This is a genomic window from Vibrio sp. JZG120 (genome assembly GCF_053890955.1).
The window spans coordinates 264,486-278,457 of sequence record NZ_JBSRRK010000001.1 but is presented as its reverse complement, the minus strand read 5'-3'; the positions used below and the strand labels follow the sequence as shown (position 1 = coordinate 278,457).

10 protein-coding genes are annotated in these 13,972 nt (G+C 45.2%); 4 read left to right on the top strand and 6 right to left on the bottom strand.

What is annotated here, in order from left to right:
* Positions 1 to 8: 8 nt before the first annotated feature.
* Positions 9 to 878: an AraC family transcriptional regulator gene (locus tag ACWPOD_RS01260; protein WP_258621235.1), complete on the bottom strand. Its 870-nt coding sequence runs from the start codon at positions 876 to 878 to the stop codon at positions 9 to 11.
* A 125-nt stretch (positions 879 to 1,003) separates the two neighbouring features.
* Here ACWPOD_RS01260 and ACWPOD_RS01255 point away from each other — a divergent pair, with 125 nt between their 5' ends.
* Together ACWPOD_RS01255 and ACWPOD_RS01250 are read left to right on the top strand one after the other, a co-directional pair.
* Positions 1,004 to 2,152 (top strand): aminotransferase-like domain-containing protein, encoded by a 1,149-nt coding sequence (locus ACWPOD_RS01255; protein ID WP_005392764.1) that lies wholly within the window; start codon positions 1,004 to 1,006, stop codon positions 2,150 to 2,152.
* Between the two features lie 412 nt (positions 2,153 to 2,564).
* Positions 2,565 to 3,593, top strand: a complete 1,029-nt coding sequence (locus ACWPOD_RS01250) for a hypothetical protein (protein WP_258621239.1) — start codon at positions 2,565 to 2,567, stop codon at positions 3,591 to 3,593.
* 103 nt (positions 3,594 to 3,696) lie between these two features.
* On the opposite strand, the gene ACWPOD_RS01245 is transcribed toward ACWPOD_RS01250, so the two are convergent.
* Positions 3,697 to 4,026 carry a DUF4156 domain-containing protein gene (locus ACWPOD_RS01245; protein ID WP_005392758.1) on the bottom strand — a complete coding sequence of 110 codons (330 nt, stop codon included), beginning with the start codon at positions 4,024 to 4,026 and terminating at the stop codon, positions 3,697 to 3,699.
* 195 nt (positions 4,027 to 4,221) lie between these two features.
* On the opposite strand from ACWPOD_RS01245, the gene ACWPOD_RS01240 reads away from it, so the two are divergent.
* A complete protein-coding gene (locus ACWPOD_RS01240) occupies positions 4,222 to 4,932 on the top strand; it encodes a lipoate--protein ligase family protein (RefSeq protein WP_456231450.1) in 711 nt (236 codons plus the stop codon).
* A 61-nt stretch (positions 4,933 to 4,993) separates the two neighbouring features.
* On the opposite strand, the gene ACWPOD_RS01235 is transcribed toward ACWPOD_RS01240, so the two are convergent.
* From ACWPOD_RS01235 to ACWPOD_RS01225, 3 genes are read right to left on the bottom strand one after another with little or no spacing between them, the layout of a single operon-like run.
* Complete coding sequence (locus ACWPOD_RS01235) at positions 4,994 to 6,031, bottom strand: HlyD family secretion protein (RefSeq protein WP_456231449.1); 1,038 nt, start codon at positions 6,029 to 6,031, stop codon at positions 4,994 to 4,996.
* A 1-nt stretch (position 6,032) separates the two neighbouring features.
* On the bottom strand, positions 6,033 to 7,349 hold the full coding sequence (locus tag ACWPOD_RS01230) for a glycosyltransferase family 2 protein (protein WP_237284869.1): 1,317 nt from the start codon (positions 7,347 to 7,349) through the stop codon (positions 6,033 to 6,035).
* A complete protein-coding gene (locus ACWPOD_RS01225; protein WP_237284868.1) occupies positions 7,336 to 8,691 on the bottom strand; it encodes a TackOD1 domain-containing metal-binding protein in 1,356 nt (451 codons plus the stop codon). The genes ACWPOD_RS01230 and ACWPOD_RS01225 overlap by 14 nt, the downstream gene beginning before the upstream one ends.
* A 718-nt stretch (positions 8,692 to 9,409) precedes the next feature.
* Here ACWPOD_RS01225 and ACWPOD_RS01220 point away from each other — a divergent pair.
* Positions 9,410 to 10,963, top strand: coding sequence for a DEAD/DEAH box helicase (locus tag ACWPOD_RS01220; protein WP_456231448.1), 1,554 nt, complete (start codon positions 9,410 to 9,412; stop codon positions 10,961 to 10,963).
* A 105-nt stretch (positions 10,964 to 11,068) separates the two neighbouring features.
* Here the strand turns inward: ACWPOD_RS01220 and ACWPOD_RS01215 are convergent, their stop codons facing one another.
* A complete protein-coding gene (locus ACWPOD_RS01215; protein ID WP_456231447.1) occupies positions 11,069 to 13,948 on the bottom strand; it encodes an MGH1-like glycoside hydrolase domain-containing protein in 2,880 nt (959 codons plus the stop codon).
* Between the last annotated feature and the right edge of the window lie 24 nt (positions 13,949 to 13,972).

Here is a 13,972-nt window from a genome sequence, read left to right as displayed (position 1 = left end):
TTTCATCCTTAGAAGAAGCTAATGGGTAGATAGAAATCCAGCTCAAACGCCTCATCATGGCTGAGAAAGTGATTTTTATGATAATGGACATAAGCGGGTGTAGAACGCTGTTTAAAGCCAGAGTTAGGCAACCACTTCTCTAGTACCATACTGAGTTGAGGAAGAAGCTCACCATATACGCCCGTTAAGCGAAAGACGGCATGCAAACCACCCGGAATCGTCATTTGATTCACGACGCCGCGCACTTTGAGCGGCGTATCAATTGCCATACAAGCCACATAACGACACTTGTCGAGTTCGACCCAAGCAGGGTTGGAGTGATGCAAACCATATTGAACCGAAAAGTCCCGATTCTCAGAACTTGCCCACGCTTTCAAAATCAGCCACGCATTGCGAATGGAACGGTTATAGCCCTCATGTCGAACATACGCCGCAAAGCGTTGTGGGACCTCCATAATTTTAGGTTCTGGCAACTCGCGTTTCGCAACCCGATGATAACCCGCAGCCACTTCCGGATCTTTTAGATACGGCTTTTCTGCGACTTGTAAATCATGCTTTCGCCATGCACCAGGAGACATAGCGAACGTTGCTTTAAACGCTCGGCTAAAAGAAGATACCGAGCTAAAGCCGCACTTGTTAGCAATGTCTAACACCGACGAGCTGGTATCAAACATCAGTTGATTGGCGGCGTATTCCATTCTTGTGCGGCGGATATATTGATGGACAGACTCCCCTACCACGTCTTTAAAAATACGATGGAAGTGTTGTTCAGAATAGGCTGCTACATCTGCTAGCTCTTTAGCCGATAACTCTCTGCTAATATCCTGATGAATGTAAAACAACACGTCATTGATTCTGGAAACTTGTTGATGGCTCACGGAGTAAACTTTCGCTCAAATAGCATAAATGGACATATTTAACAGCATAAATGGACACACCAAGCTTGGCAATTTACCTATACTATTTCTGACATAAAAAAAGACAATTACGAGAAGCACAGCACATGGAAATAGCACAGTCATTACAACAAACTAAGTCATCCTACATCCGAGAGATCCTCGCAGCAGCGAGCGATAAGAACGTCATTTCTCTTGCGGGTGGCTTACCGGACGAAAAAACCTTCCCGATCGACTTAATGAAACCGACGCTCGAAAACCTCGCGAACATGCCAGAGGTGTTTCAATACGGCGCAACAGCAGGCTACGCACCGCTACTTAACTTTTTGACCGATTATTACCAACTGCCAGAATCTCATTTGGCGATGATCACAACGGGTTCTCAGCAAGGGCTAGATTTGATTGCGCGGGCGTACGTGAATCCGGGCGATAAAGTGGTGATGGAAGCACCAAGCTACCTTGGTGCTATGCAAGTATTCGGTTTAGTGCAAGCCAATATCGTGACCGTTTCACAAACCGAGTGTGGCCCAAACCTTGAAGAACTCGAGCAATGCTTTGCCACGCAGCAACCAAAAATGTTCTACGCCGTGCCCGATTTTCACAACCCAACGGGCGTATGCTGGGCGCTAGAGACTCGCCAAAAAGTTGCCGAGCTTTGTATCCAATACGACGTTGCATTCATTGAAGACGCACCATACCGCGAACTGCGTTTTTCTGGTGAAGCACTGCCACTGGTTTCGGAGTTCTGCCCGCAGCACTCCATCGTGTTGCGTTCATTCTCCAAAATCGCCTCACCAGGCTTGCGTATTGGTGTGGTAACCGGAAAACGCAGTTACCTTGAGCCACTCATCAAAATCAAACAAGGTGCCGATCTGCACTCTAGTATTCCTATGCAAGCTTTGCTGCATGGTCTACTGCAACATGACAACTTCGAAACGCACATTTCAACCATCTGTGCGCTTTACAAATCGCGTTACGATGTCATGTTTACTGAGCTGCAAAAACAGCTGCCAGAAAGTTGCGTACTCAAACCTGTCGATGGTGGTATGTTTGTCTGGGTAGAAATTCCAGAATGTGACACGTTCGAACTTGCGAAGACCCTTCTTGCAAACTGGGTTGCTGTGGTGCCAAGCCCGGTATTTTATCCGGAAGGTTCAAAGGTAAAAGCCGCTCTGCGTCTTAACTTTACCAATGCCACACCAGAAGAACTGACGACTGCTGTCACTCGACTTGCGGATGTACTCAACGCTTTGTAATTAAGCGCATGCGTTAGAATTTGCCTTTGAGATTCGAAAAAGTCTCAAAGGCAGCATCAAAAAAGTTCCCCAAAAAATTTTATATTTTTCTCTCAAATCAACTCTCTACAGTAAGTGCCTGTTTTCTCTTGATCCTCTCACTCATATAAAAATGAGAACCTAATCACGTATTTGATGGTTAGAAAAGTTACGTCTATCTTTCAAACAAAAGACATCAACTTCGCAGCATTAATGTTCTCAATTTCAGACACTTTACTCAGTCGTGGCTTAGCGATTGAGTAAACGACTAGAAAGCATCTGCGGGCATACCCACTACGAAGGATTGACCAGAACCATTCTGAATGTCGCGAGCCAGTCTTTTGATTGGCAATTACGTCAGTGAATCGCACCAAATGACAGAGGGGTTATCAGGATGAACACTCGAACCACGACAGGACTCGTCGCCACTGGCTGGTCCGTTATCTTTTCACTTTTTACCGCATTCGCCGCGTATGCGAATACGTCTCCAAACTGTAGTGATGTTTTAGCGGGAAACACAACTGCCGTATCGCAAAAAATGATGGTTTTACTGGGCGAAGACATCACTAAATCCAACCGCATCACCACGGTGATTCCGGCCGAAAACAATCCATTTGTAACCGAAGAATTGGTCTCGGTTTCCAATGACGTATCGCCCAATGGACGTTTGCCACAAAAGACATTGGAAGAGATCCGAAAAGTACGCTCAGATTTAGAAAAAGCCGCACAGGAAGTAAGCCGATTACAAGGTACTTTTGAAGTCGCATTTGTTAGCTTGATTGATGGTTACTGCCAGTTCTCGAACCACGAACTTACTCAGCATGCCAAAATCGACTTTGACCATTTGGAAGGTCTCACGTTGTATTCAATCCCCGCTTTGTTAGCAATGGTGGATCAATCTTACGCCATGGCAGAAAATAGAATTGCTAGCGAGCAGGAACAGTTAAGCAACATCGAGAAAGAACAACAGAGACAGAAACAGCAAGCCAGTGCTGCCGCAGCAGCACGTTACCAAGACGGTAACGTGTTGGTGAAAGTCGAGAATTTTGATGGCTCTAATGTGACGTTTTCCGTCACTAACGTCGGTTCACAAGGTTCATTACAGCCAAACTTCAACACGTTTAATGCCTATCGCACCGAAAGCGGAGAGCTAGTGTATAAATCGGAGTCTTTGTTGAACTTAGCAGATACTGCGGGTAACACGCTTGAAACCATGGGGATCGCAGAGCTATCATCACGAGGGGGAGACAACTTGTCAATCTCTCCGGGTGAAACCCGAAAATTCGTCACCAGTATCGCTTCAGAAGTCGCACCACACGCACAGTTAAGCTTGGAGTTCCCAGCCAAAGTATTAAATACCGAACAAGACTTCACGCTGTCGTTTTCTGACACGACGGCTGTGGCTACAGCGAATGTAAATTAGCTGAAAAGTGCTCATCACAACGCGCACAGACGTAAACTTGTTGTTTGGCAGCAAGAGCAAAGACAGGCACATTTCGCCTGTCTTTGCTTTCGGAAAAGTAAAATTATGGCTGTTTGCACTTATAAGCATTGGCAAACATGGTAACCGATGTGGAGAAGTCCAACGGCTCATATAAATACAATGTATCTGCGCCCAAATCTGCCGCTTTGATGCGCATTTGGTTTAACGTACCCCAAACCATGTCTTTATCTGCGTGCAGCCAATAATCATAAAAGTGCCCTTCCGAGCCAATTACCGTTCCCATTAGCTCACAGTTTTCAATCGCATTCACGTTGTCCCAAAGCACTTGGACTTGCTCAGATTCTTGGGTCGGGAACGTCACACATCCCGTCAATGATGCCGCTAACGCAAGACACATCACTCGCTTTTTCATAGTCATATCGCCTAAAAATTATTTAGATGGCGGATTTTATGAATTGCTTATGTGATGACCAACAAAATATTTCTATCGCCCCTTTAAATAGAAATAATGGAAGCGAAGAAAACTCTAAAGGCAGCGTATACCGCTAGTAATCACATGGTATCTAAGATAAAACAGTAGCGATAATATACGGATGAGGGATAGAGTGTGGTTTCTAAAAATAAGCTAATTCGCTATACGGCTACGGAAGTCGCTGATGCATTTGAAAAAGAAGATGAGCTCATTAAACAAGTTCAGTCCAACCAACTCTCGCAAGTGCTATTACTTTGGCAAGTAAAAAGCCCGACGCTCGTGCTTCCCGCAGGTAAAAAGTGGCCTATTTCTAACGAGTTAGAACATGCGTTAAATGCGTCTGGCTGGAAACTCTTTTCCCGTAAAACTGGTGGTGCCCCCGTCCCTCAAGTACCGGGTATTATTAATCTATCCCACATCTATCACTGGCCAGACGGTGAGTCTTACGACATCAAGAAAGCGTATCTCGATTTGTGTGCGATTTTGACAGTTTTCTTTGAGCAACTGGGCGTGAAAGTAGATGTCCATGCTACGCCTTATTCCTACTGTGATGGCGAGTATAATCTTAATATTGGTGGTCAAAAAGTTGTGGGAACCGCGCAGCGCGTTTTACTGAAAAAAGGCGGTGGACAAGTGGTGTTATCACAAGCATGCATTCTGATTGATGCCGACGTTGAAAAGATTGTCGCACCGGTAAAATTGTGTAATCAACTTTGCGGTTACAACGATGATATTCGTGGTGATGTCCACACACCGCTCTTCAATCATATATCCGACCGCCCCTCGATAGATTCACTCTTTCAGCAACTGACTAGCGCGTTTTTAATGCATGCTAAAGGCGACTAAAGGCGCGTTAGCAACCAAAGAAAAGGAGCTTTTCGCTCCTTTCCTACTCAATCAACCGACGTTAAAAGCGAACTTCCACTTCGACCCCTTCAATCCATCGACTTTTTTCCAACGGCTCATCAAAGCTCAGTGTGACTTTTAAATAGGCAGGCTGCCCTTCAAATGGGCTTTGAAGTTCTGAAGGCAATTTGTTCACAACCTCAACTGGCTTCGATACCGTCGCTCTAAACTTTCGACCATCAGGAAATACGACTTTTGCTTTGGTTTCCATATTACTGTATTCGAGGTATTTAGGATTTAGAAAAGCCGTAATTTCAGGTGTCACGTTGCGAGCAATCGTGAGCAATGGCGTATTTTCCGATACATTTTGCCCCTCATGCACATGAATATCGAGTACACGACCGTTCATAGGAGAACGAAAGGTGAGATCTTCTTGTTGAGCACGCTTTACTACCAGCTCACGCATTAAAGAACGATACTCTTGTGTCACTGGACCAGCCAACTCTAACTCTTCCAAGTTACGCATCGCATCCACATAAGCAATTTTCTGACTGCTTAACTGATTACTCAGTGAGTTATTCACACTCACAATAGCCGCGTAATCCACCTCAGACACTTGCCCTTTCTTTCTGTAAAGGTCGTATTTTTTCTGAATATCACGAACCTTCTTCAAGCCTTCGGCTGAGCTTTCAATAGCACTTTTGTATAGCTCATCAGTACTTTGCACCTGATTTTTAGACAGTTTCACCAGCTCATCTTTAATGAAATCAATCTCTTTGTTCAACGCATTATCTTTTAACAACAGCAGCGCTTGATCCTGAGTCACTTCCGTACCGACATTCACAGGCACTGGCCCAACAATGGCAGAGCGAGTTGCCGTCACCGTAAGTGGATGTGACGTGATAACGGCAGGCGCCGTCACTAACACTTGCGTTCTAAACAAGTAATAAGCCATAAACAAAAGCGGACTGATTACAATCGCTAAAATCAAGTACCAACGGAGACGATAACCGCCACGCTTTGCCTGTCCGTAGACGACTTTCATCCCGTTCTCAGACTGCGGTTTGTTTTTCTTATCTAAGTGAAAGTTAACTTTCATACTAAAACTTTTTACCTCGCTTCAATACCCACCAAGGTGCCATACTCGACTCTTCATGACTTCTCCTCACAACTTCATTAACCATTGAGAAAGCGGTAATCAAACGCATGAAAAACTGGTAGATAGGGTAAAGAAATAACCATTTCGCTGACTTCAAATCCTCTTTTTTTCTCTCTGATACAAGCCCAATGTAGACAACAAAAATCAGAGCAGATAAGAAGAGGTAGACAAAATAGAGCATTAGCATCAACGCCAATACAAATTTAAGTGGATAGACAATCACCATGTACACGCTAAATATCACCACAAGCAGCGGCAATAAAACGTTTTGAATCACGCCATAAGCCAAAGTGAATAAAAAGTTCCCCCAACCAAGTAGCCGTGGAGACAACCCTTCATTGTGTTTACGCAAAAACAAAAACAATAAATCGCCATCCCAACGCAACCGCTGCAATACCAAACCTTTCAACGTATCTGGTACATCAGTATGGCCGATGGAGTGCGTCGAAAAGGCCAATTTATTATCAGGGTAACGACGTTTGTATTGCTTCAAGCGCATGGTTAAGTCGAGATCTTCTGCGGTATGCGTATCCCAGCCCCCCACTTGCTTAAGCAGATTCTTCCGAAATGCTCCGAATGCGCCAGAAATGTTATTGAGAACACCCCACGTAGCCATCCCCGTTTTACCGGCTTGCATCGACAGCATGTACTCCAAGGATTGCATTTTGGTCAACAAGTTGGCGTTATGGTTGCGAACTCTTAACGCACCACCACTCGCAATCACATTTTTATCCGCGAACTGTTTCATCATGGTGAAGACCATGTCGTTATCGAATGACGTATCTCCATCCACGTTAATGACGATTTCACCACTAGCCATTGATAAGCCAGCATTCAGTGTTGAAACCCGGCCTCCTCGTTGCCATTTTGGCAACACTCGCACTTTACGATTACGAACGCCTGCATGCCTTTTCTCACCATTTAACGCGGCTTGATAGGTATCTTGGTTTTGTACCGCCCCATCAACCACAGCAAGTACTTCAATATGACCTGGGTAAACTTGCTCAACTAACGTATCGATAGTGATCCCAATCGCATCACCTTCACCATAACAAGTAATAACGAAACTCACTGAAGGAAACCGCTTTAATTCTGGATCTTCTTGCGCATATGACCAACGAAATATCCCTGTTAGCACCAGCAAATATAGAGGTAGCTCGATAATGATCATGACGGGAAACAGCAATAGCCATAACTCTTCATTGTGAAGTAGCATGCCTCGAAGATAGTCGAGCAGAACGAGACTATCTTGCAGCATAAATCTCACCCATCAGCGATTCCATCCAAACAGAAACACCGTCTTCAATGATCGGATCGGGCAGGTCCCAAGCAAAGACATCCAACTCAAACTCTTCGTCTTCAACAAGTTCACCCAGATCCGATAATTTTTGCTGTAAAATGGACAGGCTCGCGTTGGTCGTATTTGGCATTAGGACAAGCAACACATCCTGTTTGTACTGACAACAGATATCGGTATCTCTAAACAAGCCGCTAAGACGACGCGTCAGTTGATCCATCAATGAGAACAATTTTGCATCGCCATATTGCTTACCGTATTCATCGATCGTCGGTAAATGCAGTCCAAGTAGAAGGTGCTGTTCTTTGTGTCTCAGCGCGACTTTATTTAACCATGCAAGCAAATTTTGGAAAAAGCTGACTTCCACTTTGCCTTTGATCGAGAGCTCAGGAGCTTGAATGGACTTGCCGTGTTGGAAAATGTATTCACCCACTTCACCAAGTCGATATTGGTAAATTTTACGGACAACAAGCTCTTCGACTTTGATCTTTGAGTCACAACTTAAACATTGACTGATCGTCGCCGCTTCAACAAATAAACTGGAGCAACTATTACAAACGTGGTTTTCAAGCGGGCGATCATAATCAACGCCGATATGGCGCAGCTGGGTCAAACATTTAGGGCACTCAAGCTTTCCACGGCGCTGAAAGCTGTGTTGTTCACCAACATGGCCACAAGTGAAACAGTGCAAAGAGCTTTGAGAGTCGATATCGATGCTGCTGCAATCCGGGCACACCTCTACATAATTCAAGTGTCCGCTGTTGCAATGAGAACAAACACGAATTCTATCGATCAGTACTTCCGCTTCTAATACTCCGCGACCTTGCTCTGAGAGCACGTATCGATAAGTCGAATAAATATCAGGAAACAACATATCAATGATTGGGTACGAATAAACCGACATAGACTCTAAGCTTTTTAAAGCAGTCACTCTTCGCTGACGATTGACCCCAAGCCAACCATTCAAAGGATCTAACACTTCCGGTTCATCAATGGCATCGAGCTTGCTCTGAATGGATCGCCAAATTTTTATTGATTCTCTAGCTTCAAAGACACCGTCGGTAACGCATCGAGAATAAGGGGTTTCCACAGTGACATAAACCGCCCAAGACCAACGCCCTTTCTCCTGATAAAACGCTTTCAGCGCGGTATCTATTTGGTGTGGATCTTGATAAGCAATACACACCATGCCACCGAGTCCCGTTGCCACCTCATCAATATGATTAACCAAAACCATATCTTCAGCTAACTCACTGACAGGCTGTTCACCAACCCAGTAGAAATTGTTATTTATTGACGACATTTTATTAGTTCTCACAACCACAAAATTAATTCATAACATCAGAAATATAGAACTTGCAGTAACAAAGCACTCTAGGTAGACAAGCCTTGCCACCGTTAAATACAACAATAGAACAAATATTTAGAGAGCTTTAACTCAGGCAGTAAAAGCAGAAAGATCTCTGAATAAAGTGTGAAGGAGGCCGTGAGTAGAGAAATCGGATAGCAAAGCGCATAGTACAACCTTTTGTTAGCAAGCTGGGATAATAGTGCGATTTGATGCAGAATGAGATCCTTGCATTCACATCAAGCTCATTGTTTTATATCAGTCGATTCCTTTCTGCTCAGCATTTAACCATACCGACATGTATCAAATCTGAGACTTGATAATACTTTACTAACTAATTTCCATTAAAATTGAGTGGCAAAACACTGAATAACATTCAACTATTCTGATTATTTATCAAACAAGTATTTTTAAGCCATTTGAGTGATTAATAATCACCATTTGTCTCGCTGTTTTTTCCGAAAGAACACGTAACACATTCAAACTACAGAATGAATCTACGTCACTTTTCTATGCTCTTTTTTGTTCAAAAAAGAAATGAGATCCAGTTCAAATATTTATCCATAACAGAATTAGTTGAAGCCAGCGCGTAAAAGCCTCAGAATGTCGCACTTTTCGTACCGATTTGTTTTCGGCGCGTTGTTATCTAACTCTACAATTGAGAATCATACATATGGGTTTTACCTCTTTAGGTCTATCTGCTCCAATCCTTAAAGCTATTCAAGAAAAAGGCTACGACACCCCTTCGCCAATTCAGGCAAAAGCAATTCCTGCTATTTTGGAAGGGAAAGACGTAATGGCAGCAGCGCAGACTGGTACAGGTAAAACTGCAGGCTTTACGCTACCGATTCTTGAGCGTTTATCGAACGGCCCTCGCGTTCGTGCTAACCAAGTTCGTGCACTGATCCTAACGCCAACACGTGAGCTTGCAGCTCAGGTGCAAGAAAACGTATTTATGTACGGCCGTCATCTTCCACTAAGCAGTGCGGTTGTTTTTGGTGGTGTGAAGATCAACCCGCAAATGCAGCGTCTTCGCAAAGGTGCGGATGTGTTGGTCGCGACACCAGGCCGCCTGATGGATTTGTACAACCAAAATGCAGTGAAGTTCGACCAACTGGAAGTGCTGGTACTGGACGAAGCAGACCGCATGCTAGATATGGGCTTTATCCGTGACATTCGTAAGATCCTAGCTCTGCTACCAAAACAGCGTCAGAACCTACTTTTCTCTGCAACTTTCTCGGATGAAATCCGCGACCTTGCGAAAGGCTTGGTGAACAATCCGGTTGAGATTTCCGTTAACCCGGCAAACTCGACGGCGAGAACGGTTGAGCAAAGCATCTACCCAGCAGACGTGAAGAAGAAAGCACCGATGTTGGTTAAATTGATCAAAGACGGCGATTGGAAGCAAGTGCTGGTGTTTACGAAAACGAAACACGGCGCAAACCGTCTGGCGAAGTTCCTGATCGAACAAAACCTACCGGCTGCTGCCATCCACGGCAACAAGAGCCAAGGCGCGCGTACCAAAGCACTGGCGGATTTTAAATCGGGTGAAATTCGTGTGTTGGTCGCGACGGACATTGCTGCGCGCGGTATCGATATTCCGCAATTACCGCAAGTGGTGAACTTTGAGCTACCTAAAGTGGCAGAAGACTACGTTCACCGTATTGGTCGTACTGGCCGTGCTGGCGAAGTAGGTAAAGCGATTTCACTGGTTTGTGCGCTGGAAGCATCTGAGCTGTTTGCGATTGAACGTTTGATTCAAGAAGTGCTACCACGTAAAGAGTTGGAAGGTTTTGCGCCAACCAATGTAGTGCCAGAATCTAAACTGGATACTCGCCCAATCAAACCGAAAAAACCTAAGAAGCCGAAAAAACCAAAAGCGCCAAATGCTGCGGGTGAAAACGCTCCAGCAACCGAAAAGAAAGCAGGCAATGGTGCAAACAAACCTAAACGTCGCTTCAACGGTGGTAACAACGGCAACAAAAACAGCACCAACCAAGGCGGTGCGGGTAAGCCTAAAGGCAACCGTGAAGGCCAAGGTCGCGCAAACAGCAAACCAGATGACCGTAAACTTAACGGCAATAAACCGAATGGAAATAAACCAAACGGTAATAAGAGTGGCAACGCTGGTAAACCGTCTGGTAACCGCAAGCCAAATAATGCTAAGCCAGCAGGAAACAAACCATCAGGTCAGCGCCGTAAACCTCGTCCGCAGGCGACAAACTAATCTGTAAACGGCCCCGATAGCAAATACAACAAAGCCGCTGATAATCTCAGCGGCTTTGTTTTTCTTAGAACACAGTTTTTTAGAACACAGCTTTATTAAAACAGCCTACATTATAGGTGTGATTCGAATATCTGCGATTTGCGCTTCGTTCTTTTCACCCTCAATACCACCAGCGTAGATGTAGGTTTCATTCGATGTGAGGTAACTCATATTGAAGTGATCCTTCAGCGCGATCTGATAGGTTTTCCCCTGCTCCAACGCGACTTCAATTGGCGTTGAGTAACGCATACCTTGGTTTTCACCAATATGGCCCATCTGCAAGTAACCTTGACCAACCACTTTACCTGCATCATCCAATACCTCTAACAATTTCACGGTGTTCGTGATGCCGGTATTAAGTTGTCCTAGGTTATTGTTGTACCAAGCATCGAACTGGTAAGTGCCCGTTACAGGAGCTGTAAACGACTCTGTACCTTTTACGATGCCACTGTCTTTGCTCACCGTAACCACTGAGACATTGTCTTTGAGTGGCTGATATTCGCCATCAAGTTTGATGCGGATCTCTTCACCGACACAAGCCGGTTGGCTTGGGTTAGAACGGAAGCCGTTATCGTTAATGCTTTCAGCCAAATAACAAGCAAAACCTGTTGGCGTATCGGAATAAGATTGAGCAATCACGTTCTTTTGAATCAGCTCGCCATTGCGATACAAGTTCACGTTGTACTTGCTCGTCACGTCAATCGAAACCGAATTATCAACGCTTGTTACCACCAATGTTGGCTCTTGCGGAGAATAAACGCGGCTGTCTTTACTCACATACGGTTTCACACCAGAGACTAAAGTAATGCTGCTATCTACATTCACAAGCGCGCCCAGTGTCACGTGGAAATGCCCCTCTTCGTCCATCGTGACATTTTCAACTGGGTAGTAACCTGTTTCATCTTTGCTTACTTCAGGCAAATCAATGGTTACCGAATAGTTATTTCCTTTAAAGGCAAAGTTTTCCAACGTGATTTGTTCAGACTGAGCCAACAAGTTATTGCGCACCCAACTTGTGATAAACGGCTTCACTTCCAACTTACCTGTTTCGGTATGGATGCCAAATAGGGTCTCTACCACCATGTTCAAGTAGCCACCCACAGACCAAAGCTGACGCTGAGAGTTAATCACTGGGCCATCCAAGCTCGGATCTTCGCCATGATCACTATGGATGATGAATGACTTACCAGAAAGCCACTCTAAGTTTTCCATGTTGGATAAATTGGTCGCTGTACCACGAACCAACGATTGAATGGCATTGTTCGCCGCAGCCACGTTTTGTGTTTGATGCGCGGCGCGCAAGCTGTACGCGGTAACAAATGGCCAAATTGCGCGGTTATGGTACACAGGCACATCCGGTTGTTGAGGGAAATAAACCGGCACGCCAAACTCACTGTGTGGGTAATTGGCCATGATTTGTTTCGCCTGCGCATCACTTGCCACGCCACTGATGATCGCAAGTGCTTCGCCCAACATGTCGTATTTGTCGACCGCGATGTCTTTGCCATTATCAAACAAATAGCTTACGTACATACCGCGTTCGGCATTCCAAAACTGCTCGTTGATAGCGGTTTTTAACTGCTCAGCCCACTCGGTGTATTTGACCGCGTTGGTTGAATCGTACTTCTCTGCCAACTTAGCCGCGAGCTGAATCGCGCGGTAGTGAACCACGTTTGTCGATAACGCTTTGCTGCTACCAATCGCATTGACATCGTTTGGCGTCCACGTTGAATACGTTTGCTCACGCCAATCGAGGAATGATTGCTCACCAGTGTATAAACCGGATTTCGCATCAAAAGCCGCCAGGCGATCGGCTTCAAGTGTATTACTGATAGCTTTATATGCGCGCTCAGCAAACTGGTTGTACTCTTCTCCATCCAATGCCGAAAGTAAGCGTTCTGCACCAAGCGCCCAAGTCGTGCGGTCGGTACTGATTGGCCAGCTGCCGCCAGTGCCCGTGTCTTGCACAATCTGCTCGCCATCATATTGCTGATCAGTCGTATCGCGGAAAGCAGACAATTTAAAGTTAAGACCATTTTGCACGCGAGTTGGATTCATCAAAGCAAGCGAAAGGTCTGCTGCGTACGCCAAATCACGCGTCCACACGTAATGCCATTTCGCGCCCGTCTCAAAAACTTCCGCTTTGATTGGGTTGTTGTAGTTGTAATTGCCATCTTTGATTTCAGAAACAGCAAGCTGGTCTAGCTCTTTCATCGTCAACGCAAACAACGCGTCAAACGCGACATCACCCGACACCACTCGCGGCCCTGTTTGTTCATTAATCACTAAGCCTTGGTCGAGCGCATCACGCAATTCTGTCGTCGTTGAAATACCAAATTCACGCTGCTTGGCTTTTGGGTCTTTCACCGAGAAAATCACGGTATCACTCGAGTCATCGTAATTGGCGAACAGTTTCACTTCTTTACTCTGATGCCCTTCATGCACCATTGCAGGGTCGAGAATCGCATCAGAGTAGTATTTTTCCGCTTCTTCTTGCGTTGCTTTTGTCACAGTCATTGTCGCGCGACTTTCATCGGCAAAGCTCACAGAAAACTTGTAATACCCTTTGTCTTCAAACGTGATCTCAGAGTTACAATCATCGTTCATACACGCTTCATTCGTGTCTGGTTTTGGCAGGTACTCCTGAGCTTTATCGAACGCCGCGGGCTCCTCAAAATAGGTGTATTGGATCTGCCAACCCGGATCAGCAATCTTGAACTGATTGCTACCTCGAGCGACGCGCAGTACGGTTTCGTACTCGTTATTACCCAAATAGTTTAGCTTGGCATGCTCTGCCGTGCCCCAATCCCCATTTAAACCACGTAAATATAAGTCGGCTGAAATAATTGGTTTGTCGACCGGCACAGGCGCATCAGAAGAATCTGATCCACATCCAGCAAGACCAATACAAGACGCGACAGCAAGCGCAATAAAACTCGGTTTCATGTTCATCCCTTAGATTGTTGTTTT

Excerpts from the sequence above, each read along its gene's own strand:
- ACWPOD_RS01220 (WP_456231448.1), top strand. The coding sequence starts at position 9,410 with ATGGGTTTTACCTCTTTAGGTCTATCTGCTCCAATCCTTAAAGCTATT.
- ACWPOD_RS01250 (WP_258621239.1), top strand. The coding sequence starts at position 2,565 with ATGAACACTCGAACCACGACAGGACTCGTCGCCACTGGCTGGTCCGTT.
- ACWPOD_RS01245 (WP_005392758.1), bottom strand. The coding sequence starts at position 4,026 with ATGAAAAAGCGAGTGATGTGTCTTGCGTTAGCGGCATCATTGACGGGA.
- ACWPOD_RS01230 (WP_237284869.1), bottom strand. The coding sequence starts at position 7,349 with ATGCTGCAAGATAGTCTCGTTCTGCTCGACTATCTTCGAGGCATGCTA.
- ACWPOD_RS01225 (WP_237284868.1), bottom strand. The coding sequence starts at position 8,691 with ATGTCGTCAATAAATAACAATTTCTACTGGGTTGGTGAACAGCCTGTC.
- ACWPOD_RS01235 (WP_456231449.1), bottom strand. The coding sequence starts at position 6,031 with ATGAAAGTTAACTTTCACTTAGATAAGAAAAACAAACCGCAGTCTGAG.
- ACWPOD_RS01215 (WP_456231447.1), bottom strand. The coding sequence starts at position 13,948 with ATGAAACCGAGTTTTATTGCGCTTGCTGTCGCGTCTTGTATTGGTCTT.
- ACWPOD_RS01255 (WP_005392764.1), top strand. The coding sequence starts at position 1,004 with ATGGAAATAGCACAGTCATTACAACAAACTAAGTCATCCTACATCCGA.